This is a genomic window from Pseudomonas sp. PvP028 (assembly GCF_017832255.1).
Taxonomy (GTDB): Bacteria; Pseudomonadota; Gammaproteobacteria; order Pseudomonadales; family Pseudomonadaceae; genus Aquipseudomonas; species Aquipseudomonas syringae.
The window spans coordinates 975,948-1,002,226 of the sequence record NZ_JAFIBL010000001.1 but is presented as its reverse complement, the minus strand read 5'-3'; the positions used below and the strand labels follow the sequence as shown (position 1 = coordinate 1,002,226).

The 26,279-nt window shown below is 59.5% G+C and carries 23 protein-coding genes and 1 pseudogene; 7 read left to right on the top strand and 17 right to left on the bottom strand.

What is annotated here, in order from left to right:
* Positions 1 to 142: 142 nt before the first annotated feature.
* A complete protein-coding gene (locus JOE34_RS04435; protein ID WP_003427706.1) occupies positions 143 to 2,593 on the bottom strand; it encodes a glycogen/starch/alpha-glucan phosphorylase in 2,451 nt (816 codons plus the stop codon).
* A 280-nt stretch (positions 2,594 to 2,873) separates the two neighbouring features.
* Between JOE34_RS04435 and pip the strand changes: the two genes are divergently transcribed.
* The 4 genes from pip to mdoH all read left to right on the top strand — a co-directional run bounded on the left by pip (position 2,874) and on the right by mdoH (position 9,104).
* Positions 2,874 to 3,845, top strand: coding sequence for a prolyl aminopeptidase (pip, locus tag JOE34_RS04430; protein ID WP_003365948.1), 972 nt, complete (start codon positions 2,874 to 2,876; stop codon positions 3,843 to 3,845).
* Between the two features lie 39 nt (positions 3,846 to 3,884).
* Positions 3,885 to 4,322: a D-aminoacyl-tRNA deacylase gene (gene dtd / locus JOE34_RS04425; RefSeq protein WP_003317268.1), complete on the top strand. Its 438-nt coding sequence runs from the start codon at positions 3,885 to 3,887 to the stop codon at positions 4,320 to 4,322.
* A gap of 263 nt (positions 4,323 to 4,585) precedes the next feature.
* Complete coding sequence (locus tag JOE34_RS04420) at positions 4,586 to 6,529, top strand: glucan biosynthesis protein G (RefSeq protein ID WP_024649753.1); 1,944 nt, start codon at positions 4,586 to 4,588, stop codon at positions 6,527 to 6,529.
* The gene (mdoH, locus tag JOE34_RS04415) at positions 6,522 to 9,104 is read left to right on the top strand and encodes a glucans biosynthesis glucosyltransferase MdoH (protein ID WP_003427702.1); all 2,583 of its coding nucleotides are present in this window, start codon (positions 6,522 to 6,524) and stop codon (positions 9,102 to 9,104) included. The genes JOE34_RS04420 and mdoH overlap by 8 nt, the downstream gene beginning before the upstream one ends.
* A 249-nt stretch (positions 9,105 to 9,353) precedes the next feature.
* Here the strand turns inward: mdoH and JOE34_RS04410 are convergent, their stop codons facing one another.
* The 12 genes from JOE34_RS04410 to ubiE all read right to left on the bottom strand — a co-directional run bounded on the left by JOE34_RS04410 (position 9,354) and on the right by ubiE (position 20,927).
* Complete coding sequence (locus JOE34_RS04410; RefSeq protein WP_209995143.1) at positions 9,354 to 10,301, bottom strand: IS110 family transposase; 948 nt, start codon at positions 10,299 to 10,301, stop codon at positions 9,354 to 9,356.
* 368 nt (positions 10,302 to 10,669) lie between these two features.
* Positions 10,670 to 12,613: a methyl-accepting chemotaxis protein gene (locus JOE34_RS04405; protein WP_024961479.1), complete on the bottom strand. Its 1,944-nt coding sequence runs from the start codon at positions 12,611 to 12,613 to the stop codon at positions 10,670 to 10,672.
* A gap of 202 nt (positions 12,614 to 12,815) precedes the next feature.
* On the bottom strand, positions 12,816 to 14,732 hold the full coding sequence (locus JOE34_RS04400; RefSeq protein WP_096113175.1) for a methyl-accepting chemotaxis protein: 1,917 nt from the start codon (positions 14,730 to 14,732) through the stop codon (positions 12,816 to 12,818).
* A gap of 88 nt (positions 14,733 to 14,820) precedes the next feature.
* Positions 14,821 to 15,528: a 16S rRNA (uracil(1498)-N(3))-methyltransferase gene (locus JOE34_RS04395; protein WP_010405758.1), complete on the bottom strand. Its 708-nt coding sequence runs from the start codon at positions 15,526 to 15,528 to the stop codon at positions 14,821 to 14,823.
* Positions 15,525 to 16,325: a twin-arginine translocase subunit TatC gene (tatC, locus tag JOE34_RS04390; protein ID WP_003392361.1), complete on the bottom strand. Its 801-nt coding sequence runs from the start codon at positions 16,323 to 16,325 to the stop codon at positions 15,525 to 15,527. Before tatC ends, JOE34_RS04395 begins: the two co-directional genes overlap by 4 nt.
* Complete coding sequence (gene tatB, locus JOE34_RS04385) at positions 16,322 to 16,798, bottom strand: Sec-independent protein translocase protein TatB (protein WP_010405768.1); 477 nt, start codon at positions 16,796 to 16,798, stop codon at positions 16,322 to 16,324. Before tatB ends, tatC begins: the two co-directional genes overlap by 4 nt.
* A 4-nt stretch (positions 16,799 to 16,802) precedes the next feature.
* Positions 16,803 to 17,078 (bottom strand): twin-arginine translocase TatA/TatE family subunit, encoded by a 276-nt coding sequence (locus JOE34_RS04380; protein WP_003316632.1) that lies wholly within the window; start codon positions 17,076 to 17,078, stop codon positions 16,803 to 16,805.
* A gap of 44 nt (positions 17,079 to 17,122) precedes the next feature.
* On the bottom strand, positions 17,123 to 17,455 hold the full coding sequence (locus JOE34_RS04375; RefSeq protein ID WP_002551631.1) for a phosphoribosyl-ATP diphosphatase: 333 nt from the start codon (positions 17,453 to 17,455) through the stop codon (positions 17,123 to 17,125).
* Positions 17,456 to 17,457: 2 nt separating this feature from the next.
* A complete protein-coding gene (gene hisI, locus JOE34_RS04370; protein ID WP_003341415.1) occupies positions 17,458 to 17,850 on the bottom strand; it encodes a phosphoribosyl-AMP cyclohydrolase in 393 nt (130 codons plus the stop codon).
* 67 nt (positions 17,851 to 17,917) lie between these two features.
* Complete coding sequence (ubiB, locus tag JOE34_RS04365; RefSeq protein ID WP_209995140.1) at positions 17,918 to 19,537, bottom strand: ubiquinone biosynthesis regulatory protein kinase UbiB; 1,620 nt, start codon at positions 19,535 to 19,537, stop codon at positions 17,918 to 17,920.
* Positions 19,534 to 20,157 (bottom strand): SCP2 sterol-binding domain-containing protein, encoded by a 624-nt coding sequence (locus tag JOE34_RS04360; protein ID WP_003316636.1) that lies wholly within the window; start codon positions 20,155 to 20,157, stop codon positions 19,534 to 19,536. Before JOE34_RS04360 ends, ubiB begins: the two co-directional genes overlap by 4 nt.
* Entirely contained in the window at positions 20,157 to 20,927 is a 771-nt protein-coding gene (ubiE, locus tag JOE34_RS04355) for a bifunctional demethylmenaquinone methyltransferase/2-methoxy-6-polyprenyl-1,4-benzoquinol methylase UbiE (RefSeq protein WP_003341410.1), read from the bottom strand. The genes JOE34_RS04360 and ubiE overlap by 1 nt, the downstream gene beginning before the upstream one ends.
* A gap of 144 nt (positions 20,928 to 21,071) precedes the next feature.
* Between ubiE and JOE34_RS04350 the strand changes: the two genes are divergently transcribed.
* From JOE34_RS04350 to JOE34_RS04340, 3 genes and pseudogenes are all read left to right on the top strand, one after another.
* Positions 21,072 to 21,350, top strand: coding sequence for a polyhydroxyalkanoic acid system family protein (locus JOE34_RS04350; protein WP_003316638.1), 279 nt, complete (start codon positions 21,072 to 21,074; stop codon positions 21,348 to 21,350).
* A gap of 65 nt (positions 21,351 to 21,415) precedes the next feature.
* A pseudogene (locus JOE34_RS04345) lies at positions 21,416 to 21,614 on the top strand (phasin family protein); the annotation flags it as partial.
* A 10-nt stretch (positions 21,615 to 21,624) separates the two neighbouring features.
* Positions 21,625 to 22,356 carry a phasin family protein gene (locus JOE34_RS04340; RefSeq protein WP_010405819.1) on the top strand — a complete coding sequence of 244 codons (732 nt, stop codon included), beginning with the start codon at positions 21,625 to 21,627 and terminating at the stop codon, positions 22,354 to 22,356.
* A gap of 405 nt (positions 22,357 to 22,761) precedes the next feature.
* Here the strand turns inward: JOE34_RS04340 and JOE34_RS04335 are convergent, their stop codons facing one another.
* The 4 genes from JOE34_RS04335 to JOE34_RS04320 all read right to left on the bottom strand — a co-directional run bounded on the left by JOE34_RS04335 (position 22,762) and on the right by JOE34_RS04320 (position 26,278).
* Entirely contained in the window at positions 22,762 to 23,133 is a 372-nt protein-coding gene (locus tag JOE34_RS04335) for a DUF971 domain-containing protein (protein ID WP_003392349.1), read from the bottom strand.
* Positions 23,134 to 23,233: 100 nt separating this feature from the next.
* A complete protein-coding gene (gene hslU, locus JOE34_RS04330; RefSeq protein ID WP_003316641.1) occupies positions 23,234 to 24,571 on the bottom strand; it encodes an ATP-dependent protease ATPase subunit HslU in 1,338 nt (445 codons plus the stop codon).
* A gap of 66 nt (positions 24,572 to 24,637) precedes the next feature.
* Positions 24,638 to 25,168: an ATP-dependent protease subunit HslV gene (gene hslV, locus JOE34_RS04325; protein ID WP_003392345.1), complete on the bottom strand. Its 531-nt coding sequence runs from the start codon at positions 25,166 to 25,168 to the stop codon at positions 24,638 to 24,640.
* Between the two features lie 414 nt (positions 25,169 to 25,582).
* The gene (locus tag JOE34_RS04320) at positions 25,583 to 26,278 is read right to left on the bottom strand and encodes an SPOR domain-containing protein (protein WP_004414617.1); all 696 of its coding nucleotides are present in this window, start codon (positions 26,276 to 26,278) and stop codon (positions 25,583 to 25,585) included.
* Between the last annotated feature and the right edge of the window lies 1 nt (position 26,279).

Below are 26,279 nucleotides of genomic sequence, written 5' to 3'. Positions count from 1 at the left end.
AGGACTGAGACAGATCCTTGTGGCGCTTGTGGGAGTGAGCTTGCTCACGAAGACGTTGGTTCAAACGCCTTCTTTTCCGAGGCATTACTGGCCTCTTCGCGAGCAAGCTCGCTCCCACACTGCGTTTTTTCGAACTTTAACGTCAGTCCAGCGCCTTCCAGATGTCTCCGGCGTACTCGCGGATGGTCCGGTCCGAGGAGAACCAGCCCATACGTGCGGTATTGAGGACCGCCGAGCGCCACCATTCCTTGGAGTCGTGCCAGCGCTCTTCGACCTTGGCCTGGGCCGCCCAGTACGAGTCGAAGTCAGCGCAGACCAGGAAGCGGTCATAATCCAGCAACTGATCGATGAGGCCCACATAGCGGTTCGGATCATCCGGCGAGAACACACCACCCCGGATCGCCTGCAGCACATCGTTCAAGCGTCCGGAAGCAGCCACATCGTCATGCGCGCTGAATTCACCTGCCTGCTTGCGGGCTTCGACCTGTTGCGAAGACATGCCGAAGATGAACATGTGCTCGAGCCCGACCTGCTCGCTCATTTCCACGTTGGCGCCGTCCAGCGTACCGATGGTCAGTGCGCCGTTGAGGCCGAACTTCATGTTGCTGGTCCCGGACGCTTCCAGGCCTGCGGTGGAAATCTGCTCGGACAGGTCGGCCGCCGGAATGATGCTCTCCGCCAGGCTGACGTTGTAGTTGGGCATGAACACCACTTTCAGCAGACCGCGTACGGTCGGATCGTTGTTCACGGTCCGCGCGATGTCGTTGGTCAGCTTGATGATCAGTTTGGCCGAGTGATAGCTGGCCGCCGCCTTGCCGGCGAAGATCTTCACCCGTGGCACCCAATCGGTACCTGGCTCGGCCCGAATGGCCTGATACAGGGCGACGGTGTGGAACAGGTTCAGCAACTGGCGCTTGTACTCGTGGATCCGCTTGACCTGAACGTCGAACATCGCGGCAGGATTGACGGCAATGCCCAAACGTTCATGAATGATCGCCGCCAGCGCACGCTTGCTGTGCAGGCGTTGATCGGCCATCTGCTTGCGGAACGACGACTTCTCGGCGAACGGCTCGAGCTCTTTGAGGCGCGTCTCGGCGTTGTCCAGAACATCCTCGCCGAGCGACTCGACAAGCATCTCGGTCAGCTTCGGGTTGGCCTGGAACAGCCAGCGGCGGAAGGTGATGCCGTTGGTCTTGTTGTTGATCCGCTCTGGATAGATCTTGTGCAGCTCGGCGAACACGGTCTTGCGCATCAGTTGCGTGTGCAGCGCCGAAACGCCGTTGACGCTGTGCGAGCCGAGGAACGCCAGGTTGCCCATGCGTACCCGACGACCGTTGTCTTCTTCGATCAGCGACACGGCACGCAGCACGTTGACGTCGTCGACGCCCTTGGCACGCAGTGTGTCGATATGCTGCGCGTTGATCAGGTAGATGATCTGCATGTGGCGCGGCAGCATCCGCTCCATCAGGCCGACCGACCAGGTTTCCAGTGCTTCAGGCAGCAGGGTGTGGTTGGTGTAGCCGAGAGTGCCGACGGTGATTTTCCAGGCGGTGTCCCACGGGATGTTGTGGTTGTCGATCAACTGACGCATCAGCTCGGCCACGGCGATCGAGGGGTGCGTGTCGTTCATCTGAATCGCCGCGTGCTCGGACAGATCCGTCAGTGTGGCGTGCTGGTTCAGATGGCGGCGCAGCAAGTCCTGCAGCGACGCGGAAACGAAAAAGTATTCCTGACGCAGACGCAGTTCCTGACCCGCTTCGGTCGCATCGTTCGGGTAAAGCACGCGGGAAATACTTTCGGCGCGCACCACTTCGGCAACCGCGCCGAAGTGATCGCCGGCGTTGAAGCGCTCCAGGTGCAGGTCTTCTACCGCACGGGCGCGCCACAAGCGCAGGGTGTTGACGCTCTTGCCGCGCCAGCCCACTACCGGGGTGTCATAGGCGATGGCCCGAACGGTCTCGCCCGGACGCCATACCTGACGCGAGTCGCCTGCTTCGGTCGGGACGGTGTCGACACTGCCGCCGAAGCCGATGGAGTACACCACCTCAGGGCGTTCGAATTCCCATGGGTTACCGAAGTCCAGCCAGTTCTCGGTCTGCTCCTGCTGCCAGCCATCGACGATGCCCTGACGAAACAGGCCGTGCTCGTAACGAATGCCGTAACCATGACCCGCAATGCCCAGGGTCGACATGCTTTCCATGAAGCACGCAGCCAGACGACCCAGGCCGCCGTTACCCAGTGCCGCATCCGGTTCAAGCAGGCGGATACGCTCGATGTCCACACCCAGCTCGGTCAGCGCCTCGCGAGCGACTTCGAGCAGGCCCAGGTTACTGAGGCTGTCGTACAGCAGCCTGCCTATCAGGAATTCGAGAGACAGGTAATAAACGCGTTTCTGAACCTTGCGATAGATCTGCCGCGTATGGTCCATCCAGTGTTCGACCATATGGTCGCGGGCGGCAAGGGCGACAGCTTCAAACCAGTCATGCTCAAACGCATGGTCGGGGTCCTTGCCCACCGAGTAGGTGAGTTTGGCGAGCACAGCGGCGCGAAAAGCGGCCACATCAGCGTCACGAACAAGTGGTTCCTGAGACATCGGTAAAACCTCAAGTAGTCTGACGAATGGAAAACGGGATTCTTAGACTGTAGGCGTGTCGTCAATTATTTCCTGAAAAAAAGCGAAATAATTCATGGCATAGCTCTCGCTTCGACCCAGCGCAACGGCTCTGGTTCGCGCACCGGTGAAATTGGCAAAACGCTTGCATCGTTCGTTCCATCCTGATCAATGACGTGCAGCATGCTGATTCTTCGTTTCGGGTTTATGATGCCCCACGGCAGAATAATAGAAGCCTCTGAACTGGACTTATGGAGCACTTATGCAGACTTTGTACCCGCAGATCAAACCCTACGCCCGGCACGATCTGGCCGTGGAACAACCGCATGTGCTTTACGTCGATGAAAGTGGCTCGCCAGAGGGGTTGCCGGTGGTGTTCATCCACGGCGGCCCGGGTTCTGGGTGCGACGCGCACAGTCGCTGCTATTTCGATCCCAACCTGTACCGCATCGTCACCTTCGATCAGCGCGGTTGCGGCCGTTCCACACCGCATGCCAGCCTTGAAAACAATACCACCTGGAAACTGGTGGAAGACCTCGAAGCGATTCGCGAGCACCTCGGGATCGATAAATGGGTGCTGTTCGGCGGTTCGTGGGGTTCGACCCTCGCTCTGGCCTATGCACAGACCCATCCCGATCGCGTGCACGCGCTGATCCTGCGTGGCGTATTCCTTGCCCGGCAACAGGAAATCGACTGGTTCTATCAGGCGGGCGCCAGCCGTTTGTTCCCGGACTATTGGCAGGATTATGTCGCGCCGATCCCGCTGGACGAGCGTGACAACATTCTGGCTGCCTTCCACAAGCGACTCACCGGTCCGGATCAGATCGCCCAGATGCACGCCGCCAAGGCCTGGTCGACCTGGGAAGGGCGTTGCGCAACCTTGCGCCCCAATCCGCAAGTGGTGGATCGCTTCGCCGAGCCGCACCGTGCGTTGTCTATCGCGCGCATCGAATGCCACTACTTCATGAACAACGCTTTTCTGGAAGACAACCAGCTGATTCGCGACATGCCGAAGATCGCGCACCTGCCGGCAATCATTGTGCACGGTCGTTACGATGTCATCTGTCCGCTGGATAATGCATGGGAGCTGCACCAGAACTGGCCTGGCAGTGAGCTGCAGGTGATTCGCGAGGCCGGGCATTCGGCAGCCGAACCGGGTATCGCCGACGCGCTGGTACGGGCCGCTGCAGAAGTTGCGCGCAACCTGCTCGACCTGCCGCCCGAAGAAGCGTAACAGTCATCCGGTATTGGTTTTGAGTCTGGAAAGGCATCTATGAAAGGTTTGTTGCAGCGCGTGCGAAGTGCGCGCGTCGAGGTCGGCACCGAGGTCGTGGGTGCCATTGAACAGGGCATATTGGTGTTGGTGGGAATAGAGCCTCAAGACACCCGCGCCAGTGCCGATAAGTTGCTGCACAAGTTGCTCAATTATCGAGTGTTCAGCGATGCCGAAGGCAAGATGAATCTGTCTTTGCGCGAGGTGGGGGGCGGCTTGTTGCTGGTTTCCCAGTTCACGCTGGCTGCGGACACCAAAAGCGGGTTGCGTGCGGGCTTCTCTAAAGCCGCACCTCCAGCGCTGGGTGCCGAGCTGTTCGACTATCTGTTGAGTCAGGCCAGAATCGCGCATCCCACGGTAGCTGCGGGCCAGTTTGGTGCAGACATGCAGGTGCACCTGATAAATGATGGCCCGGTGACATTTTTGTTTGATACATAAGCTACGATTTCATGTTGTTCCCCTGAATTCATCTGTCTTGCGGGGATAAATTTCTTTGTCATACCTGATGCGTTGTGGCGCGCGCTACTGGATAATCGCGCGCTACGGGGATCGACACTGTTGGTCCATTTGGTATGACAAAAGCGGTTCTGACACCTGGTTGGGGAATCATTAAGCCCATTCGGAGTCGGAACAATGCTCGCCAACCCGGCATTGATAGCTGGCCGTTGGTTTTTTCATCTGTTTTTCGGCGAGGGTTGCTCGTGATTGTTAGTCCCTGTGATGCTCCAAAGACACCTGTCAAGCGGTTGCGTAGTGCACTTCTGGCAAGCTCGGCCCTTGTATGCCTGTTCAGCGCAGGTCAGCTATGGGCGTTCAACCTTGATGATGTAGCGGCGAAGGCCAAAGAAATGGCCGGGCAGAAGTTCGAGGCTCCGAGGAGCAATCTGCCGAACGAGCTGCGCGACATGAAGTTCGCCGATTATCAGAAGATCCGCTTCCGTGATGACAAGGCCGAATGGGCGGGTGAAAAGACTCCGTTCAAAGTGTCTTTCTACCACCAGGGTATGCACTTCGATACGCCGGTCAAAATCAACGAAGTGACCGCGACCAGCGTCGACGAGATCAAGTACGACCCGAATCGTTTTGACTTCGGCGATCTGAAGATCGACCCGAAATCCACCGAGAAACTGGGTTATGCCGGTTTCCGTGTCCTGTATCCGATCAACAAGGATGACAAGCAGGACGAAATCATGACCATGCTGGGCGCGAGCTACTTCCGCGTGATCGGCAAGGGTCAGGTTTATGGCCTTTCCGCGCGCGGCATGGCGATCGACACTGCCTCGCCGTCCGGTGAAGAATTTCCGCGCTTCAAGGAATTCTGGATCGAGAAGCCAGGCCCGGATGACAACCATCTGGTGATCTTTGCACTGCTCGACTCGCCGCGTGCCACCGGTGCCTATCAGCTGACCCTGCGTCCGGGTACCAACACCCTGGTTGACGTGAAGTCGCGCATGTTCCTGCGTGACAAGGTCAACAAGCTGGGCGTTGCTCCTCTGACCAGCATGTTCCTGTTCGGCGCCAACCAGCCTTCGCGTGTGCCTAACTACCGTCGTGAACTGCACGATTCCAGCGGTCTGTCGATTCAGGCGGCCAACGGTGAGTGGCTGTGGCGTCCGCTGAACAACCCTAAACATCTGTCCATCAGCAGCTTCTCGGTCGAGAACCCGCGTGGTTTCGGTCTGCTGCAACGTGGCCGCGACTTCAGCCAGTACGAAGACCTGGATGACCGTTACGACAAGCGTCCAAGTGCCTGGATCGAGCCGAAGGGCGATTGGGGCAAAGGGACTGTCGAGCTGGTCGAAATTCCGACTGCCGACGAGACCAACGACAACATCGTAGCCTACTGGAAGCCTGAAACGCTGGCCGAGCCTGGCCAGGAAATGGCGTTCGATTACCGTCTGCACTGGACCATGCAGGAAAACTCGATTCACTCGCCGGATCTGGGCTGGGTCAAGCAGACTCAACGCTCCATCGGTGACGTGCGTCAGTCCAACCTGATTCGTCAGCCGGACGGCAGCCTTGCCTTCCTGGTCGACTTCGTGGGCCCGGTGCTGGCCGCACTGCCGGAAGACAAGACCATTCGCAGCCAGGTGACTACTGACGACAACGTCGAGCTGGTGGAAAACAACCTGCGCTACAACCCGGTCACCAAAGGCTACCGCCTGACCCTGCGGGTGAAGGTCAAGGACTCCAGCAAGCCGACCGAAATGCGCGCTTACCTGTTGCGTGAAATCCCTGCCGAACCGGGCAAGGAACCTGCGCTGCTCGTGGCTGACAAAGCCGAAGAGAAGAAGGCCGCCGCCAAGGAAGCTGCCAAGCCGGCAGTTGCCAAGGAGTCCGCCAACGACCAGGTAGAAATCGCCAAGGCCGACGCGCCGAAGCCGGAAGCTGCCAAGCCTGAGACTGCTAAGTCTGAAGCTGGCAAGGCTGACGCAGCAAAAGCTGACGCAGCCAAAGGCAAAGGCGAAGTCGCCAAGGCCGATGCAGGCAAAGCCGACGCATCCAAGGCTGACGTAGCCAAGGACAAGGACGGTAAGGAAATTCAGCAGCCTGAAACCGAGGCAGCACCCACCCATCCGGAACCGGCCAAGACGTTGCAAGTCATGACCGAGACCTGGAGCTATCAGTTGCCGAGCGATGAGTAATTCTCTACCGGTGCCAATGTCTCTGAACGAGTACCTGGCGCATTTACCGATGAGCGACGAGCAGCGGGCAGAACTTGCCGGCTGCACGACCTTCGCCGAGTTGCATGAGCGACTTTCCGCGCAGCCGGTCAATGACCCTGCCGAGGCCGCTCAGGCTTCGGTGGGTCGTCGTCTGACGCTGACCACCGCAGATCAGCTGGAGGACGCCGAGATGCTCGGCGTCGACGCCAGCGGTCGCCTGTGCTTGAAGGCTACACCGCCGATTCGCCGGACCAAGGTCGTGCCAGAGCCATGGCGCACCAACATTCTGGTGCGCGGCTGGCGTAGCCTGACCGGCAAAGGCAACCCGCCCAAGCCTGAGCATGATGATCTGCCGCGTGATCTGCCGAAGGCGCGCTGGCGTACCGTCGGTTCGATCCGTCGCTACATCCTGCTGATCCTCATGCTGGGTCAGACGATCGTGGCGGGCTGGTACATGAAAGGTATCCTGCCATATCAGGGCTGGTCGCTGGTTTCGCTCGACGAAATCACGCGTCAGACCTTCGTGCAGACCGCCTTGCAGGTCATGCCTTATGCTTTGCAGACCAGTATTCTGTTGTTGTTCGGGATTCTGTTCTGTTGGGTGTCGGCCGGTTTCTGGACCGCGCTGATGGGCTTCCTCGAGCTGCTCACCGGTCGCGACAAATACCGTATCTCGGGTGCCAGTGCTGGCAACGAGCCGATCGAAAAGGGCGCACGTACTGCGCTGGTCATGCCGATCTGCAACGAAGACGTGCCCCGGGTTTTCGCCGGTCTGCGTGCTACGTTCGAATCGGTAGCTGCCACGGGTGACCTGGATCGTTTCGATTTCTTCGTGCTCAGTGACACCAACGAAACCGACATCGCCGTTGCCGAGCAACAGGCGTGGCTGGACGTGTGCCGCGAGACCAAAGGCTTCGGCAAGATCTTCTATCGTCGCCGTCGCCGCCGCGTAAAACGCAAAAGCGGCAACCTCGACGACTTCTGCCGTCGCTGGGGCGGTGACTACCGCTACATGGTCGTGCTGGACGCCGACAGCGTCATGAGCGGTGAGTGTCTGACCAGTCTGGTTCGCCTGATGGAAGCCACGCCGGACGCCGGTATCATCCAGACCGCGCCACGTGCGTCGGGCATGGACACGCTGTATGCCCGCATGCAGCAGTTCGCTACCCGGGTCTATGGTCCGCTGTTCACCGCCGGCCTGCACTTCTGGCAGTTGGGTGAATCCCACTATTGGGGTCACAACGCGATCATCCGCATGAAGCCCTTCATCGAGCACTGCGCCCTGGCGCCGTTGCCCGGCAAAGGCGCGTTCGCCGGTGCGATCCTCTCCCACGACTTCGTCGAAGCTGCGCTGATGCGTCGTGCCGGCTGGGGCGTGTGGATTGCCTACGACCTGCCAGGCAGTTACGAAGAGTTGCCGCCCAACCTGCTGGACGAACTCAAGCGTGACCGTCGCTGGTGCCACGGCAACCTGATGAACTTCAGGCTGTTCCTGGTCAAGGGCATGCACCCGGTTCACCGTGCGGTGTTCCTGACCGGTGTGATGTCTTACCTGTCGGCGCCGTTATGGTTCTTCTTCCTCGTGTTGTCCACGGCCTTGCTCGCAGTGAACACGCTGATGGAGCCGACCTACTTCCTTGAACCACGTCAGCTGTATCCGCTGTGGCCACAATGGCACCCGGAGAAAGCCGTTGCGTTGTTCTCGACCACCATTGTCCTGCTGTTCCTGCCTAAACTGCTCAGCGTCATTCTGATCTGGGCCAAGGGCGCGAAAGGCTTCGGTGGCAAGTTCAAGGTCACCGTTTCGATGCTGCTGGAAATGCTCTTCTCGGTGCTGCTGGCTCCGGTGCGCATGCTGTTCCACACCCGCTTCGTACTGGCCGCTTTCCTGGGCTGGGCCGCGACCTGGAACTCGCCGCAACGCGACGATGACTCCACGCCGTGGATCGAAGCAGTGAAGCGCCACGGTCCGCAAACCCTGTTGGGCGCGTGCTGGGCCTTGCTGGTGTTCTGGTTGAACCCGAGCTTCCTGTGGTGGCTTGCACCGATCGTGGTGTCGTTGATGCTGTCGATTCCGGTGTCGGTGATTTCCAGCCGTACCAATCTGGGCGTCAAGGCGCGTGACGAGAAGTTCTTCCTGATTCCTGAAGAGTTCGAGCCGCCGCAAGAGCTGATCTCGACGGATCAGTACACCTACGAGAACCGCTGGCATGCGCTGAAACAGGGCTTCATCCGCGCTGTGGTCGACCCGCGACAGAATGCCTTGGCTTGCGCCCTGGCAACGTCGCGTCACCGCCAGGCTCAGCCGATTGAAGTGGTGCGTATGGAGCGTGTCGATCAGGCACTCAAGGTTGGTCCGGCAAAACTCGGCAATCAGGAACGCCTGATGCTGCTGAGCGACCCGGTTGCCCTTGGCCGCTTGCACGAGCGTGTCTGGAGCGAAGGTCACGAAGAGTGGCTGGCCGCGTGGAGAGCTTCCATCGAAGCCGATCCACATGCGCCTTTGCTGCCTTTGCAACCTGTCGGTAAAGCATCGGAGCCGGTCCCGGTCTAAAACCGTCCGGCTACGAAAAGAGCCCCTGACGCTTAGCGCGTCGGGGGCTTTTTTATTGCGTCTAGTGGTAAAGACCCGCGCAAGCGAGGGGTAGGAGCGAACTTGTTCGCGAAGACGGTCGTTCAGGCGATGCATGTTCGAAGGCTTGGCGGCCCCTTCGCGGACAAGTCCGCTCCTACGCCCGTTGGGCAGAATCAAAAACGGCCTCCTGCCCGAGGAGTAGGAGATTCTATGGTTTTGGGAAAGCCCTCAAGCCACTTTTGTTTGATATTCGCTCTGGTTCTTTAACAGAGCGAAGACTACTCGAGCCAACTTTCGGGAGAGCATGACCAGCGCTTGAGTTGTACTAAAGCCACGCTTTCTCTGCTCTTCATAAAAAGGCTTCCAGGCCGGCGTACGGCTCCCGGACATAGCCGCGTTGTGCAGCAACCGTCGGGCTTCTGGATCGCCGCGTTTGGTCAATCGACGAGGTCCATCACTTTGCCCTGATTTGGATACTTTCAGGTCCAGCCCAAGAAACGCGATAAAGGCGTTCGCTCCGCTGAACTCGCCTCGCTGAAAAGAAGTGACCAAGCGAGCTGCAGTCAGAAAGCCGATCCCTTCTACTTTCATACAGCGGTTGACCTGCCTCATCAGACCGGCTTCCTGCAGTACATCGCGAATCTTCTTTTCAACGAGCGCCTCAAATCGTTTCATCGAGTTGACCTGATTGGCGAACGCTGTTCTCAGAAAAGGCTCGTTGGTCCAGCTTTGCACCAGGCCAGTACGAGCCTGAACCAAGGCTGCACGACGTCGGAACAGGCTCAGAAGCTGCCGATAAAGCGGGCTCGCAGGTATCCAGGGCCGCAACTCATCAAGCTCGTTTTTCAGGTATCGGGCCAACAAACGAGCATCTTGGGCATCGGTTTTGGCGCGTATGTTGACGCCTTTACGGTAATGACTGAGCTGATAGCCATCCACCATATAAACGTCACAGCCTGCTTCGTGGGCCGCATCCGCGAACAGGACGTGATAGACGTTAGTGGCTTCGATGGCGATGGCGCAGCTGCTCGCCAAGGCCTTCAGCCATTGTGTGATGGCGACTTTGGTATTGGGGATTGCCTCAAGTCGATCATATTGATCGTGGTAGATCACCAACTCATTCTTGGCGACATCTACACCGATGATCGGTTTTTCCAGAGTAACCCGCATTGCCATAACGCCTCCTCGGGGATAAGGTTTACAGACTTGAAGGGGCCACCCAGAGGCGCAGGCTTGTTTCTATCGTAGGTTGTGAGCCTTAAGCATTCTTTATCGGCGCTTGGGTGAAAGGAGGAGGGGTGAAATCTCCTACGGGTCTGTACTGCGCGAACAGTCAGAAGCGAACTAAGTCCCTCCTCCTCCCTTCAAGTCTTACCATACAAGCGAACTTGTTCGCGAAGACGGTCGTTCAGGCGATGCATGTTCGAAGGCTTGGCGACCCCTTCGCGGACAAGTCCGCTCCTACGCCCGTTGGGCAGAATCAAAAGCAGGCTGGTGTATAACGCCAAGCGCTCCAGCGTCGGAATCCTTGCGTCGCAGATCTATCAACCCACCCTGAATTTCCCCACCAGTGTCTGCAGGTGCGTTCCCAGTCTGGCGAGTTCGATGCTTGAGGCTGCGGTTTGCTCGCTGGCTGCGGCGGTCTGTTCGGAAATGTCGCGAACGCTGATAACGTTACGGTTGATCTGTTCGGCGACCACGCTCTGCTCCTCGCTGGCGGCAGCGATCTGTTCGTTCATGTGCTGGATCGTCGCCACGGTGCGGGTGATCTGCTCCAGTGCGCCTCCCGCACGACGGCTCAGTTCAACCGTGTTATCAGTCAGGGTGCGGCTGTTATCCAGCGTGGTTGCGACCTGTTGGGTGCCGGTTTGCAAGGCGGCGATCAGTTCTTCGATTTCCTCGGTGGACTTTTGCGTGCGTTGCGCCAGCCCCCGAACTTCATCGGCAACCACCGCGAAGCCGCGCCCGGCCTCTCCCGCGCGGGCGGCTTCAATGGCCGCATTGAGGGCCAGCAGGTTGGTCTGCTGTGAAACAGACTTGATCACATCGAGAACGCCGACGATCTTGTTGCTTTCCTGCTTGAGCGCGCTCATCGACTGCGTGGAGTTCAACACCTCGCGAGCCAGTTGCTCGATCTGAATGATCGCCTGCCCGACCACTTCATCGCCACTGCGTGCCTGTTGATCCGCCTGAGCGGCCGCCTGCGACGCTTCCTGCGCATTGCGCGCGACCTCCTGCACGGTTGCGGCCATTTCATTCATGGCCGTCGCTACCTGATCGGTTTCGTCTTTCTGACTGGTGACTCCGATGCAGGTCTGTTTGGTCACCGCGGACAACTGCTCGGCCGCGCTGGCGATCTGCGATACGCCCTCGCTGATGCCTCCAACCAGTTCGCGCAGGCTGACGGTCATGGTCTGCATGCTGCCTTGCAACTGACCCATTTCGTCACGGCGCGTGACCGATATGTCCCGGCTCAGATCGCCCTGAGCGATGCGTGCTGCGGCCCCCAGAGTCTGTTGCAACGGTACGGTGATCTGCCGGGTCATGATCCAGGCAGCAAGCAATCCGATCAGCAGTGCCAGGCCTGCAACACTGCTCAGCATGGCGCTGGCGTTGGCCGCCTCGCTGTCGCGCTGGGCGGTTTGCAGACGGTTCAGCGCCGCGACGGAGTCCAGTAGCGTTTCGCCAAGACCCGCCATGATTTCCTGATCCGCTTCAGCCTTGGTCTGTATCTGCTTGAACTCGCCTAGCCGTTCCCGATAACTCTGCAGGGCGGCAGTCGCCGGCGTCAGGCCCTGAAGACTTTCGTTGCCCTGATCCTGCGCGATCTGCCCGATTTCCTTAAGCGCTTCGTCGATGGCCGCAATGGCTGCGCTTTCATCCGCGTCGCGCGTGGTGAAGGTATACGTCTGCACCTGATAACGAGCGGTCTGGACCTGCTGCCTCAGTTGGGAAATGTTGGTGAATTCCTCCATCCGCTCGCTGCTGTCCTGTTCCTGGCTGACGCTTTTGAGCACCTCTACCTCAACCTGCGCGATGGCCTGCAAGGCCTGTTCGGAGGTCTGCTCCAGGCGCGTACGTATCTGGTTGCGGGTCTGTCGGTTGTCGCGAACGTCCGCGAAGGTCTTTTCGAGCCTGTTCAGCATCTCGAACTGGCCGTTGAGCAGCTTGATGGTTGCCTCCTCCTCACTCTGTGTGTGCAGCAGGGTGAGCTGGGCTTTCATTTCATTGAGCTTTTCTGTAACCAGCGCCGTGCTCTCCGGGGTTTTCTGGACGCGGTCGGTGATTCGCTCGGCGCGCAGGTCTTTGGTCAGACCGTTGAGCTGGGCGATGTCCGAGAGCGACTCCGAGCGGTCGATCATGGTGTACAGGCCATGCCAGCCCGTCAGTGTGATGATCAGCGTCAATAGCAGCACCAGGCCGAAACCCAGGGACAGCTTGAATCTGACGTTCATGTTGCCGAGCGCTTGATTGATCAGTCGGAACATTTGAATCTCCTGCAATGAGCGAACAAAAGCACGTTCCCAACTCGTCGGGACGTGCGTTGTGAGCGCATCGGCGTGGCGATTCATTGCGTGACCTGAGAAGGCCGTAGGAGATTTCCGAGCACGAAGGAGGGGTGAAGGGTGTCACATTTTGTCGAAAAAAATGGCCCGCGCCGTGTGCTGGCGCGGGCTGTGCGCTGACAGATCAGACGGTGAAACGGCTCACCAGCACCTGAAGGTGGTTGCCCAGTCTGGCCAGTTCCACGCTGGACGCCGCGGTTTCTTCACTGGCCGCAGATGTCTGTTCGGACACGTCACGGACATTGATGATGCTGCGGTTGATCTCTTCGGCGGTCGCGCTCTGTTCTTCGGCGGCAGCCGCAATCTGTTGATTCATCGCCTGGATCGCCGAGACGGTTTTGGTGATGCTCTCCAGCGATCCACCGGCCCGACGAGTCAGCTCCACGCTGCTGGTGCTAAGCTCGCGGCTGCTGTCCATGACGGCTGTGGCCTGCTGTGTACCGCTTTGCAGACGGGCAATCAGTGCTTCGATCTCTTCGGTGGATTTTTGCGTACGCTGCGCCAGACTGCGCACCTCATCGGCAACCACCGCAAAGCCCCGACCGGCTTCACCGGCGCGTGCTGCCTCGATAGCGGCGTTCAAGGCCAGCAGGTTGGTCTGCTCGGCGACCGATTTGATGACGTCCAGCACGCTGCCGATCTTGTCGCTTTCCTGTTTCAGCGCGCCCATCGCTTCGCTGGAGTTGCCCACCGCAGAGGCGAGGCGCTCGATTTGTGCGATGGCCTCGTTGACCACCCTTTCCCCGTCACGGGCCTGACGGTCTGCCGTCACCGCTGCTTCCGAAGCTTCCTCGGCGTTGCGTGCGACCTCCTGAACGGTCGCCGTCATTTCATGCATGGCAGTGGCGACCTGATCGGTCTCGACCTTCTGGCTGTTGACCCCGGCACTGGTCTGCTCGGTAACCGCCGACAGCTCTTCCGCTGCGCTGGCAATCTGGGTGACACCATCGCGAATCCCGCCAACCAGTTCGCGCAGGCTCACCGTCATGCGCTGAATCGTGGCCTGCAGCTTGCCCAGTTCGTCCTTGCGATCAACGTTGAGGTTGCGGCTCAGGTCGCCCGAGGCCACCCGCTCTACGACCTCAAGGGTCTCCTGCAGCGGGGTGGTGATCTGGCGAGTGATGACCCACGCCGCGAGAATGCTCAGCACCAACGCCAGCGCAGTCGCTGCGGCGATCATCGTGACCGACTTGGCGCTGTCTGCGTCGCGGCTCTTGTTCTGTCGGGTAATCAGGTCGTTGCTGGTGGCGAGCATGCTGACGCCCAGCGTGGTCATTTTTTCCAGTGCGGCCTTGGAGGCGGCCTGGGCATCGCGGTAGCGGCCCACAGCCGCGCGGTAGCCATTCAGCCCGGCGATGGCCTGTTGCAGCATGGGCGAATAAGTGGAAGAAATGTCGCCAGCCAGCGTGTTGATCCCGGTCACAGCATCATCGATGGCTTTATTGGCATCCTTTTCGAAATCGGGACGGCCGCTGTAGGTGTAACCACGTACCTGAAAGCGCGCCTGCTGAATCAGTTTGCTGACGCCGACGATGCCATTGAAGGCCAGGATGTTATCTTCCTTGAGCAGCTCAGCTTCAATCCTGTCGGCCTGATCCACCGCCTTGTCGGCGTTTTCGCCCATCTGGCTGCGACTGGCTTCGCGGCTTTCGATCGCCTTGCTCATGTCCTCGAACGACTGGCGATAGTCGCGGGTTGCCTGAATCTGGACATCCAGCAATTGCAGGTTCTCGGCGGAGCGCAACAGGTTTCTGGCCGTTTGCAGTGCTGCGTCGAGCTGATCGAGCGTACTTCTGACTTGCGCTGCGGTCTCTGCGTTGTAAAGGTCCTCGTAACGCATACGGTTGATGCGCAACTGAAGGGTCAGCTCATTGACCTCTGCAATCGCAGTGACACGGTCCCCACGCTCGATCAGCGCCTGATTGCTGAACCAGCCGGTGGCTGAAATCATCAGCGTCATCAACAGCACCAGACCAAAGCCGATCGCCAATTTCAGGCTGACACTCGCATTGGCGAGGCTTTTGGATAACCCACGAGACATGATCACTCCTTGACGTCTTTTGTCCTAAGTATTCGACTGCATCGGCCAGTTATCGGTTAACTGAAGCGATTGAGTCGACACTGACAGCTCAGAACAAGCGGGCGAGAAGGGCCGTTACAGCGGTTTCGACGCGCAGGATGCGTTCGCCCAGTTGCACGGGCTGCAAACCTGACTGACGCAACAGATCGATTTCGTAGGGTATCCAGCCACCTTCAGGGCCGATGGCCAATGTGACTTGCTCTGTGGCAGCACGCGGGCAGGCGGGGAAATCACCGGGATGGCCAACCAGGCCCAGTGTATCGAGCGCGATCTGCGGCAAGCGATCCTCAACGAAAGGCTTGAAGCGCTTTTCGATCACGATTTCAGGCAGCACCGAATCGCGCGCCTGCTCCAGGCCCAGAATCAGTTGCTCGCGGATGGCCTCGGGCTCTAGAAACGGCGTCTGCCAGAAGCTTTTTTCCACCCTGTAGCTGTTCAGCAGAATGACTTTCGGCACGCCCATGGTCGCGACGGTCTGAAACACCCGGCGTAACATCTTGGGGCGTGGCAACGCCAGCAACAGGGTAAGCGGCAGTTTTGCCGGAGGCGCACTCTGTAGCTCGACACGCAGCTCTGCTTCATGGGGGTCAAGGCGCAGCAGTTCGGCATTGCCCAGCAGGCCGTTGACCCGGCCCACCCGCAAGCTGTCGCCGACCTCTGCGCGGTGCACCTCCTGCATGTGCTTCAGGCGGCGGTCACGCAGGACCACCCGGTCAGCCGCAATGAAATCGGCTTCCTCAAGCAGCAGCAGGTTCACGGTGTGGTCGCGGGCGGCTGGTCCTGCTTGTCAGCGTCCTCGGCCTGGTCGTCCGGATGTTCACCTCGCTTCTTGATCATCGTGCTGCACAGTACGCCCAGCTCGAAGAGCAGCCACATCGGCACTGCCAGCAGCGTTTGCGAGAAGATGTCCGGCGGCGTCAGGATCATGCCGACCACGAAGCAGGCGATGATCACGTAAGGGCGGATCTTCTTCAGGTACTTGACGTCGACGATGCCGATCCACACCAGCAACACCACGGCCACCGGGATTTCGAAGGCCACGCCAAAGGCGAAGAACAACGTCATTACGAAGTCCAGGTAGCTGGCGATGTCGGTCATCATCGACACGCCTTCCGGCGTCACGCTGGCGAAGAAGTGGAAAATCAGCGGGAAGACCAGGAAGTAGGCAAACGCCATGCCTGCGTAGAACAGGATGATGCTCGACACCAGCAGTGGCACCGCGACGCGTTTCTCGTGCTTGTACAGGCCCGGCGCGATGAAGCCCCAGATCTGATGCAGGATGACCGGCATGGACAGAAACAGCGCGACCATCATGGTCAGCTTGAACGGCGTGATGAACGGCGAAGCCACATCGGTGGCGATCATCGTTGCGCCTTCAGGCAGATAGACCCGCAGCGGCGCCGAGACCAGTGTGTAGATCTTCTGCGTGAAGTAGAACAGGCCGGCGAAAATCAGGAAGACTGCCGCAACACAGCGCAACAGACGTGTACGCAACTCGGTGAGGTGCGAGATCAGCGGCATTTGCTGATCGTTTTCCGGGATATCAGCGCTCATGGTGCTCGCGGTGGCAATGACGAATCGTGGTCGGAAGGCGTCGGGACCGGTGTGCCGGCGTCAGCCGGTTTCGCGGTTTTCTCCAGCGACAGCGCGGTCTTCGGTGCCGCAGGTTGTGCAGGGCCGATTTCGTGGTGTGCGGCTTCATCGTGCGCGGGACTTGCGGCTTCGGCCGCTGCCGGTGCTGGCGACGGATTTACCGGCTCGGAGCTGTTTTCAGGCGGTTGATTGGGCGCGAACATTTTGCGCGCTTCGTCTTCCAGCGAGAGAATGTGCTCGTTGTGCAGCTGCCGACGAATCTCGTCAGCCCCGATTTCACGTTCAACTTCCTGTTTGATCGTATTGAAGCTGCGCTTCAACCGGCCGATCCATAAGCCTGCGGTGCGTGCAGCACCCGGCAGGCGCTCGGGACCCAGTACCAGCAAGGCAACCAGGCCAACGAGCAGCAGTTCAGAGAAGCTGATACCGAACATGGGCTTAAACCTGGTCTTTGCGGATCGGCTCGTCGACTTTGTGCGCTTGAGCGTCGATGGTATGTGGCTGATTCAGCGGCGAGCCCTGTGGGGCTGGCTGGGCCTGCTGGGGTTGAGGCGCAGGCTGTTCGGCTGGCTTGTCGTCATCATTCATTGCCTTGCGAAAGCCTTTGATCGATTCGCCGACGTCGCTGCCCAGGCCCTTGAGTTTTTTGGTCCCGAAAACCAGTACAACGACGATCAGGATGACGATCCAGTGTTTCCAGTCAAAAATACCCATGAAACAGTCCTCGTAAAAGATTTCAAGCTTGAAAAGGGAGAGCGTTACTCTGCCGTGCGAGCGGCTTTTTCCGCGTGGCCGGACAAGCCGAATCGGCGGTCCAGTTCATCGAGCACGGCCTGTGGGTGCTGACCCAGCGCGGCGAGCATCACCATGCTGTGGAACCACAGGTCAGCGGTTTCATAAATCACGTCACTGCAATCACCGCTGACCGCAGCGTCCTTGGCCGCGATGATGGTCTCGATCGACTCTTCGCCGAGCTTTTCCAGAATCTTGTTCAGGCCCTTGTGATACAGGCTTGCGACATAGGAGCTGTCGGCAGCGGCGTCCTTGCGGGATTCCAGCACTTCGGCCAGACGGGACAACGTATCAGTCATGTTCAATGGCCTGCAGGGTAAATAGCATCAGGATCTTTCAGAACCGGGTCTACGGTCTTCCAGCCTGAATTTTCATACACTCGGTAGAAGCAACTTTCGCGGCCGGTATGGCAAGCGATGCCACCGATCTGCTCGACCATCAGGATAATGACGTCGGCGTCACAGTCCAGGCGCAGTTCATGCAGCTTTTGCACATGACCCGATTCTTCACCTTTGCGCCAGAGTTTGCCACGCGAACGCGACCAATAGATGGCACGATTCTCGGACGCCGTCAGGCTCAGGGCCTCGCGATTCATCCAGGCCATCATCAACACCCGGCCGGTCTTGTGATCCTGAGCGATTGCAGGCACCAGACCGTCGCTGTTCCAGTGAATCTCGTCCAGCCAGTCTTTCATATCTACTCCGGCAGCCGGCTTTCATGACCGGCGGATTGAACAGTGTGCCAGCGCCGTTCGCTGCTGGCTATCGGCGAACGATCAGATACAGCCCGGCGATCAGCATGATCGCCGCCGGCCATGCGGTGAGCGTCAGCAACTGGGTAGCGGCCTCGCTCATCACCCAGCCCTGTATCGCGCCGCCGACCAGCAATGCCGCACCGATCAGCCGCAGGACCGGCTCGTCCTTGCGACCGTGCCATGGGCGCGGCGGATCCGAGGCGTGCGGGCGGGACATGCGCTCCAGCAGATCACGGGTCATGCCCGCGATGTGCGGCAATTGCTCGACCTGTGATTGCAGATTGCCCAGCAGGGTTTTCGGGCTGACCCGTTCACGCATCCAGCGCTCCAGATAAGGCTGCGCGGTGCTCCACAGGTCCAGTTCAGGGTACAGCTGACGACCCAGCCCCTCGATGTTGAGCAGGGTCTTTTGCAGCAGGACCAGTTGCGGCTGGACTTCCATATTGAAGCGGCGCGCGGTCTGGAACAGACGCATCAGCACCTGACCAAAGGAAATATCCTTGAGCGGCTTTTCGAAAATCGGCTCGCAGACCGTGCGGATGGCCGCTTCGAATTCATTGAGCTTGGTCTCTGCCGGCACCCAGCCCGAATCGATGTGCAGTTGCGCAACGCGACGATAATCACGTTTGAAAAAGGCAAACAGGTTACGCGCCAGGTAATCCTGATCTTCCGGGGTCAGGCTGCCGACAATACCGCAGTCGATGGCAATGTACTTCGGCGCCCACGGGTTGACCGTGCTGACGAAAATGTTGCCGGGGTGCATGTCGGCATGGAAGAAGCTGTCGCGAAAAATCTGCGTGAAGAAGATTTCCACGCCGCGCTCGGCGAGCAGTTTCATGTCGGTGCGCTGATCCGCCAGCCCGGCCATGTCGGTGACCTGAAGGCCGTAGATGCGCTCCATGACCAACACTTTCGGGCGGCACCAGTCCCAGTAGACTTGTGGCACGTAGAGAAGGTCAGAGCCTTCGAAGTTGCGTCGCAACTGGCTGGCGTTGGCCGCTTCACGTAGCAGGTCGAGTTCGTCGTAGATGGTCTTTTCATAATCCATCACCACCTGCACCGGGTGCAGCAGGCGGGCATCGGCGGAAACGCGCTCGGCGGTGCGGGCCAGAATGAACAGCCACGCCAGGTCCTGCCCGATGATCGGCTTGAGGCCGGGGCGTACCACTTTGACTACGACTTCTTCGCCGGTCTTCAGGCAGGCGGCATGCACCTGAGCGACCGAAGCGGACGCCAGCGGCTTCTCGTCGAAGCGGCTGAACACGTCACAGATGCGCGCGCCGAGCTGTTTTTCGATCAGCTTGATCGCCAATTGCTGATCGAACGGCGGCACGCGGTCCTGCAGCAGCATCAGCTCGTCGGCGATGTCCTCGGGCAGCAGATCGCGCCGGGTGGACAGCAGTTGCCCGAACTTGATGAAAATCGGCCCCAGGTCCTGGAGCGCCAGACGAAAGCGTACGCCCCGGCTCAGCTCGGATTTACGCCGTGGCAGCCAGCGCCAGGGCAGCACGAAACGCAGCGCGAGCATCCACCACGGCAGGGGCAGGGCGAACAACAGGTCATCAAGGCGATAGCGGATAACGACACGTTGAATGCGAAACAGACGGCGGACGGCAAGCAGCTTCATGCGTTATCGCTGGTATTGAGGGAGTGGGCAAGGCGGGCAAAGCGCGCCTCGAGGCGTTCCAGATCGAGCTTGATCTGATCGAGTTCGGCGAATCGTGCTTCGGCTTCGTGCTTGCCTACAAGGGTGCGCGATTCTTCGCTGAGGTAGTCGGCAACGTTCTGGCTGAGGCTGTTGAAGCTTTCCCGTGTCCAGCGCCCACTGTTGCGCAGGTGACTGCTGAACAACTGGCTGGCCACCGGGCCGATCCAGTTGGACAGTTCGTGCTCCCAGTCCAGCTCCAGGTCCTGAAGAATGCCGACCAGTTCCAGCAGCGCGCCGCTGTCACCGTCGAGTTCGACGTCCGGGCCGTGCAGCACAGCGGTCTTGTCCTTGCTCAGGGCCAGACGCACCAAGCTGGAAGCCGGCGCGCGCAGTGTGCAGTCAGCCTCGGCTGCCCAGTCAGCGGCGAGCAGCAAGCCTTCGTCGCTGGGCAGTATGAACAGCTTCAGGGACGGATCGCGACAGTCCACCGCAATGACACGACCGGACAGACGCGCCATGCGTGGCAGCGCGGTGCTGTCCAGGCGCAGCACCCGATTGATGCCGTGCTCGATACTGGCGAGCAGCCCCCGGAGCAACATCAGGGTTTGATACCGCGATGCAGGGCAACGACGCCGGCAGTCATGTTGTGATAGGTCACGCGGTCAAAACCGGCTTCTACCATCATCGACTTGAGGGTTTCCTGGTTGGGGTGCATGCGGATCGATTCGGCCAGATAACGGTAGCTTTCCGAGTCATTGGTGACCAGCTTGCCCATCAACGGCATGAACGCGAACGAGTAGGCGTCGTAGGCCTTGGACATCAGCTTGTTGGTCGGCTTGGAGAACTCCAGCACCAGCAGGCGACCACCCGGCTTGAGCACGCGCAGCATGGAACGCAGCGCGTCTTCCTTGTGCGTCACGTTGCGCAGGCCGAACGCGATGGTCACGCAGTCGAAATGATTGTCCGGGAATGGCAGTTTTTCGGCGTCTGCCTGGACGAACTCGACGTTGCCCGCCACACCCAGGTCCAGCAGGCGATCACGGCCGACCTTGAGCATGGAAGCGTTGATGTCAGCCAGGACCACCTGGCCGGTCGGGCCGACCAGGTTGGAGAATTTGCGGGTCAGGTCGCCCGTGCCGCCAGCAATGTCCAGCACGCGGTTACCGGTGCGGACGCCGGACAGCTCGATCGCGAAACGCTTCCACAGGCGGTGCATGCCGCCGGACAGCAGGTCGTTCATCAGGTCGTACTTGGCCGCCACCGAATGGAAAACCTCAGCGACTTTTTCTGCCTTCTGGCTTTCCGGTACATTTTTGTAACCGAAGTGAGTCGTAGGTTCGGCATCGCTGCCTTTGCGCTGATCGTTCATATCGCTTCACCGGAATAGAGTGCTGGTCATTCTAATCGCCAAGGCCGGCTTTGTCTTGACAAGGCTCACCTGCAACGCTTTCTTGGATGCGGGCGGGTGTATATAGTTGCGCCGCATTTCATATGACGATCAAGGAAGCCTCCGATGGCCAAGATAACCGTTGAACGCCCGCACGCCCTGGGCCTCGAGAAGGCCCGCGAAAAGGCCGAGCAACTGGTCGAGAAGCTGTCCACCCGATACGGACTGGCTCACGAATGGGCTGGCGATACCGTAAAACTGGAGGGCAAGGGCGCCAAGGGCGAGGTCGAGGTCGAAGAGGCTTTGATTCGCGTCAACATCGAGCTGAACTTCATCCTGTCGGCCATGAGCGGTTCGATCAAGACAGAAGTCGAGCGCGTTCTGGACAAGGCGCTCGCTGCCTGAACGCCGTATGCAGACCTGCTGATTTTTCTTCGCCCTCCGTGTGTTCATGCGCTCTTTTATGAGCGCAAATCGACAGAATCGAGCGTGCTTTCGACCTTCGAGTCGCAAAGGCCTTGAACCGGGTCGGTATCCCGTCTAAACATGGTGTAGACACGCTCTTTGCCTGGCTCGATGAGCTGACGGCATTGCTTGAGCGTGTCGGGCCGATAAAAGCTCGAACGCTGCGTGCCGAAACGACTCGGGCGTTCCAAGTCTGGACGATAAGGAGAACAGGATGGCTGGCAAGAAAAAAACCGACAAAGATGGCAGCTCCTGGATGGGCGAGGTTGAGAAGTACTCTCGTCAGATCTGGCTGGCTGGTTTGGGCGCGTATTCCAAGATCAGCAATGATGGCAGCAAGCTGTTCGATACCCTGGTGAAGGACGGCGAGAAGGCCGAGAAACTGACCAAGGTCGAAGCGCAGAAACAGCTTGATGACGTCAAGAACACCAGCAAGTCGGCCAAGTCCCGCGTGGACGACGTGAAAGACCTCGCGGTTGGCAAGTGGAACGAGCTGGAAGAGGCTTTCGACAAGCGCCTGAACGGCGCGATTTCGCGTCTGGGTGTGCCGAGCCGCAGTGAAGTACAGGCGCTGCACAGCAAGGTCGACCAACTGACCCGGCAGATCGAGCTGTTGGTGGGCGCGAAAACCAAACCGGCTGCTTCGCGCACTGTGGCGGCCAAACCGGCAGCGGCGAAAAGCGCGGCGAAACCTGTGGACAAGGCTGCGGCCAAGCCTGTCGCCAAAGCGGCGGACAAGAGCGTAGCGGCCAGGCCAGCCGTCAAGAAAGCAGCGGCCAGGCCCGTCGAGGCTGCCAACAAGCCTGCCGCTGCGAGCACCGGCAAAACCAGCACCCCGACCAAACCTGCAGCAGCAAAAAAGCCAGCGGCAAGAAAGCCGGCGGCCAAACCTGCTACCAAGCCCTCTACGCCGGCCGCATCGGAAAAACCCGCTATTCAGTCCTGATACCCGGCTGCAACAAACCAGACCGGACGCAGAGCGTCCCGAACGGCATACCCACGCAGAGTGGGCACGATGGTGTTCTTGCGGGCACCTATCGTTCCTCACGCTCCAGCGTGGGGGTGCAGCGGGTGACTCTCTGCGTCACAGATCTGCGCCGCACCGCATCCTCTGGATCGGAGGCCGAGCACATGGAGTACTCATAGTTACATGCAGTCTTCGAACGCGCGGAATAAAAGGATTTGTTAGCGTATATGGCGTTTCAGTCGATACATTTTCGACGATCATACGGCCCTTTCGCGAACAAGTTCGCTCCCACGGCCTCCGGCCAGAATCAAAAGCGGACTTGTATAGGGTGATGGGCGCGGAGCATGGGCACGATGGTGTTCTTGCGGACACCTGCGAGGCGGTTCAGAGCATCAGTTTGATGACGTGTTCGGAAGGGTCGCGGGACTTGCCGGCTTTTTCGAGTTCCTGCAAGTAGTCTTCCCACAGCGACGCCTGGCGTGTGGCCAGTTCGTACAGGTATTCCCAGGTAAACAGGCCGCTGTCATGGCCGTCATCGAAGGTCAGTTTCAGCGCATATTGCCCGGCGGGCTCGACCTTGGTCAGGCCGACTCCCAGTTTGCCGAATTGCAGGATCGGCCGGCCGTGGCCCTGAACCTCGGCAGAAGGGGAATGCACCCGCAGAAATTCGGCGGGCAAATGGTATTCCTCATCCGGCGCGTATTTCAGCGTCAGGGTTTTGGAGGCTTTATGCAGTTGGATGGCGGTTGGGAGCATTGAGAACAGCCTCAAGTTTTAAGCTGCAAGCTTCAAGCAGAAGCAAAAAAGCTGCAAGCGTGAACAACCGCTTGCAGCTTGCAGCTAATAGCTTGCAGCTTCAGAGAATATAACGCGACAGGTCTTCGTTTTCTGCCAGATCACCGAGGTGGCTGTTGACGTATTCCGCGTCGATCTCGATCGGCGCTGCGTCAGGGCTGATGGCCAGGTCACCAGCGCTGAACGAGACTTCCTCAAGCAGGCGCTCAAGCAGCGTGTGCAGGCGGCGGGCACCGATGTTCTCGGTCTTCTCGTTGACCTGCCAGGCAATCTCGGCCAAGCGCTTGATGCCTTCAGGCTTGAACTCGATCTTCAGGCCTTCGGTCTTGAGCAGCTCGCGGTACTGTTCGGTCAACGACGCATGCGGCTCGCTGAGGATGCGCTCGAAGTCCTGGGGCGACAGCGCCTTGAGTTCAACGCGGATCGGCAGACGGCCCTGCAGCTCGGGGACCAGATCACTCGGTTTGCTCAAATGGAACGCACCGGACGCAATAAACAGGATGTGGTCGGTCTTGACCATGCCCAGTTTGGTATTCACCGTGCAACCTTCGATCAGCGGCAGCAGGTCGCGCTGCACGCCTTCACGGGACACGTCGACACCGCCCGAATTACCTCGTTTGGCAACCTTGTCGATCTCGTCGATGAACACGATGCCATGTTGCTCGACCGCTTCCAGCGCCTTGGCTTTCAGCTCTTCTTCATTGACCAGACGGCCCGCTTCTTCTTCGCGTACCAGCTTGAGCGCTTCCTTGACCTTGAGCTTGCGGCTCTTGGTCTTGCCCTTGCCCATATTGGCAAACAGGCTCTGCAACTGATTGGTCATCTCTTCCATGCCAGGCGGCGCAGAGATATCGACACCAACCGCTTCGTTGATCTCGATCTCGATTTCCTTGTCATCCAGCTGGCCTTCGCGCAGGCGCTTGCGGAACAGCTGACGGGTATTGGAATCGCTGCTCTGCGCCGGATCTTCGTTGAAGCCGACCCGGGCCGGTGGCAACAGGGCATCGAGGATGCGCTCTTCGGCGGCATCTTCGGCACGATGACGCACCTTGACGATTTCCTGTTCACGCAGCAGCTTGATCGCGGCATCAGCCAGATCACGGATGATCGACTCTACATCGCGACCTACATAACCCACTTCGGTGAATTTGGTGGCTTCGACCTTAATGAACGGTGCGTTGGCGAGCTTGGCCAGACGACGGGCGATTTCGGTCTTGCCGACACCGGTCGGGCCGATCATCAGAATGTTCTTGGGGGTTACTTCGACACGCAGTTCTTCAGGCAACTGCATGCGGCGCCAGCGATTGCGCAGGGCAATGGCCACGGCGCGCTTGGCATCGTCCTGGCCGATGATATGGCGATTGAGTTCATGGACGATTTCGCGGGGAGTCATTGACATGGTTATTCACGGTCCTCTGTTGCGGGCAAGTCGATGGGGCCGCAGGGTGTGCGGCCCGGCAGCGGCTTAGCCAGCGAGGTCCTGCTCCTCAATGGTGATGTTGTGGTTGGTGAACACGCAAATGTCGCCGGCGATATGCAGGGAAGTCTCGGCAATTTCGCGGGCCGACAGGTCGGTCTTGAGCAGCAGGGCGCGTGCTGCGGCCTGAGCGAATGCGCCGCCGGAGCCCATGGCGATCAGGCCGTCCTCGGGCTCGACCACGTCACCGTTGCCGGTGATGATCAGCGAGGCGTCCTTGTTGGCGACGGCCAGCATGGCTTCGAGACGGCTCAGCGAGCGATCGGTGCGCCAGTCCTTGGCCAGTTCGACGGCTGCACGAACCAGATGCCCCTGGTGTTTTTCCAGTTGGGCCTCGAAGCGTTCGAACAGCGTGAATGCATCGGCGGTCGCGCCAGCGAATCCGGCGATCACTTCACCGTGATACAGGCGGCGTACCTTTTTGGCGTTGCCTTTCATGACGGTGTTGCCCAGAGAAACCTGGCCGTCGCCAGCCATGACGACTTTACCGTGGCGGCGCACTGAAACGATGGTGGTCAAGGGAGAGTCTCCACACTGCGGGGCGAAAATGCCCTGATGCAAACTCATATGGGGGTGTGGGTGAGTATTTCAACCTTGGGGATGAATCGGGGGGGATGACCGTATGATTCTTGTCCCAACTCTTTAAGCGGACCGGGCGACGCTTCGTTTGTCCGCGATCTCCCGGTTTTTGTAGCGGACAGAAGGCCGTTTTGATTCTGCCCAACGGGCGTAGGAGCGGACTTGTCCGCGATGGGCTGCGCAGCGGCCCCCAAACAGGCTGCCTCGGCTGGGTCTGATACACCGATGCGGCTGGTTTTGCTGCCGGTTCCCGGCAGCTCGCGGACAAGTCCGCTCCTACGCCCTTCGGGCAGAAGCTCCGTTCTCCGTACTCATCGAAAACACGCGATGAGCACGGAAACAGCGGCGCTTTGGCTAGCGGCTCTGACGCTGTTGCAACAACAGGTTACTAAATCCGCCGCTTGCCAGTTGTTTCTGGGCGGTGGTCAGCTGTTCGCGGTTGCTGAACGGGCCGACCAGTACGCGGTACCATGTTTCATCCTTGACGGTGCCCGACTCGACGGTAGAGGTCTGGCCCAGCAGGATGATTTGCGCGCGGACTTTCTCGGCGTCAGCCTGTTTGCGGAACGAGCCCGCCTGCAGGAAGAACGTCGTCACCGCTGCCGGCTTGGTCGTCGCAACTGCGGGCGCTGGCGGAGGCGTCAGGCCGCTGAGGGCTGCCTGGGCGCGTGCCGTGTCGATCTTGGCTGCCTGTTCCGGCGAGACCGGTGCTGTCGGTGCCACGGGCGGCGGGGTCTTCTCCGGCACGGCTTCGTTCGGCACGATCACTTCCGACTCCGGCAGCAATGTGTAGAAGTCGTACTTGGGTTTGACCGGCGCCGTAGGGCTTGGCGGTGTCTTGTTCGCTTCGGCGATCTTTGCAGCCTTGGCGTCTGCCCTGACCCGCTTGACGTCATCACCACCGGGTTCGAGCTTCATCAAAAAGACCACGAACGCGCCCACGGTCAAGCCAATCGCCAGCCACAACCATCCTGGAATAGGCTTCTTCGCGGGTGCCTGATAACGGCTGGCGCCCCGCTTGGGTGCCGGTTTCTTCTTCGCAACTGCCAAC

What these genes read in the sequence shown, in the direction of transcription:
- tatB (WP_010405768.1), bottom strand. Translation starts at nt 16,798, where the DNA reads ATGTTCGGTATCAGCTTCTCTGAACTGCTGCTCGTTGGCCTGGTTGCC.
- ubiE (WP_003341410.1), bottom strand. Translation starts at nt 20,927, where the DNA reads ATGAACGATCAGCGCAAAGGCAGCGATGCCGAACCTACGACTCACTTC.
- JOE34_RS04375 (WP_002551631.1), bottom strand. Translation starts at nt 17,455, where the DNA reads ATGACTGATACGTTGTCCCGTCTGGCCGAAGTGCTGGAATCCCGCAAG.
- JOE34_RS04360 (WP_003316636.1), bottom strand. Translation starts at nt 20,157, where the DNA reads ATGTTGCTCCGGGGGCTGCTCGCCAGTATCGAGCACGGCATCAATCGG.
- JOE34_RS04405 (WP_024961479.1), bottom strand. Translation starts at nt 12,613, where the DNA reads ATGTTCCGACTGATCAATCAAGCGCTCGGCAACATGAACGTCAGATTC.
- JOE34_RS04435 (WP_003427706.1), bottom strand. Translation starts at nt 2,593, where the DNA reads ATGTCTCAGGAACCACTTGTTCGTGACGCTGATGTGGCCGCTTTTCGC.
- JOE34_RS04350 (WP_003316638.1), top strand. Translation starts at nt 21,072, where the DNA reads ATGGCCAAGATAACCGTTGAACGCCCGCACGCCCTGGGCCTCGAGAAG.
- JOE34_RS04335 (WP_003392349.1), bottom strand. Translation starts at nt 23,133, where the DNA reads ATGCTCCCAACCGCCATCCAACTGCATAAAGCCTCCAAAACCCTGACG.
- JOE34_RS04340 (WP_010405819.1), top strand. Translation starts at nt 21,625, where the DNA reads ATGGCTGGCAAGAAAAAAACCGACAAAGATGGCAGCTCCTGGATGGGC.
- JOE34_RS04400 (WP_096113175.1), bottom strand. Translation starts at nt 14,732, where the DNA reads ATGTCTCGTGGGTTATCCAAAAGCCTCGCCAATGCGAGTGTCAGCCTG.
- mdoH (WP_003427702.1), top strand. Translation starts at nt 6,522, where the DNA reads ATGAGTAATTCTCTACCGGTGCCAATGTCTCTGAACGAGTACCTGGCG.
- JOE34_RS04410 (WP_209995143.1), bottom strand. Translation starts at nt 10,301, where the DNA reads ATGGCAATGCGGGTTACTCTGGAAAAACCGATCATCGGTGTAGATGTC.
- pip (WP_003365948.1), top strand. Translation starts at nt 2,874, where the DNA reads ATGCAGACTTTGTACCCGCAGATCAAACCCTACGCCCGGCACGATCTG.
- hslU (WP_003316641.1), bottom strand. Translation starts at nt 24,571, where the DNA reads ATGTCAATGACTCCCCGCGAAATCGTCCATGAACTCAATCGCCATATC.
- ubiB (WP_209995140.1), bottom strand. Translation starts at nt 19,537, where the DNA reads ATGAAGCTGCTTGCCGTCCGCCGTCTGTTTCGCATTCAACGTGTCGTT.
- dtd (WP_003317268.1), top strand. Translation starts at nt 3,885, where the DNA reads ATGAAAGGTTTGTTGCAGCGCGTGCGAAGTGCGCGCGTCGAGGTCGGC.
- hisI (WP_003341415.1), bottom strand. Translation starts at nt 17,850, where the DNA reads ATGAAAGACTGGCTGGACGAGATTCACTGGAACAGCGACGGTCTGGTG.
- JOE34_RS04380 (WP_003316632.1), bottom strand. Translation starts at nt 17,078, where the DNA reads ATGGGTATTTTTGACTGGAAACACTGGATCGTCATCCTGATCGTCGTT.
- tatC (WP_003392361.1), bottom strand. Translation starts at nt 16,325, where the DNA reads ATGAGCGCTGATATCCCGGAAAACGATCAGCAAATGCCGCTGATCTCG.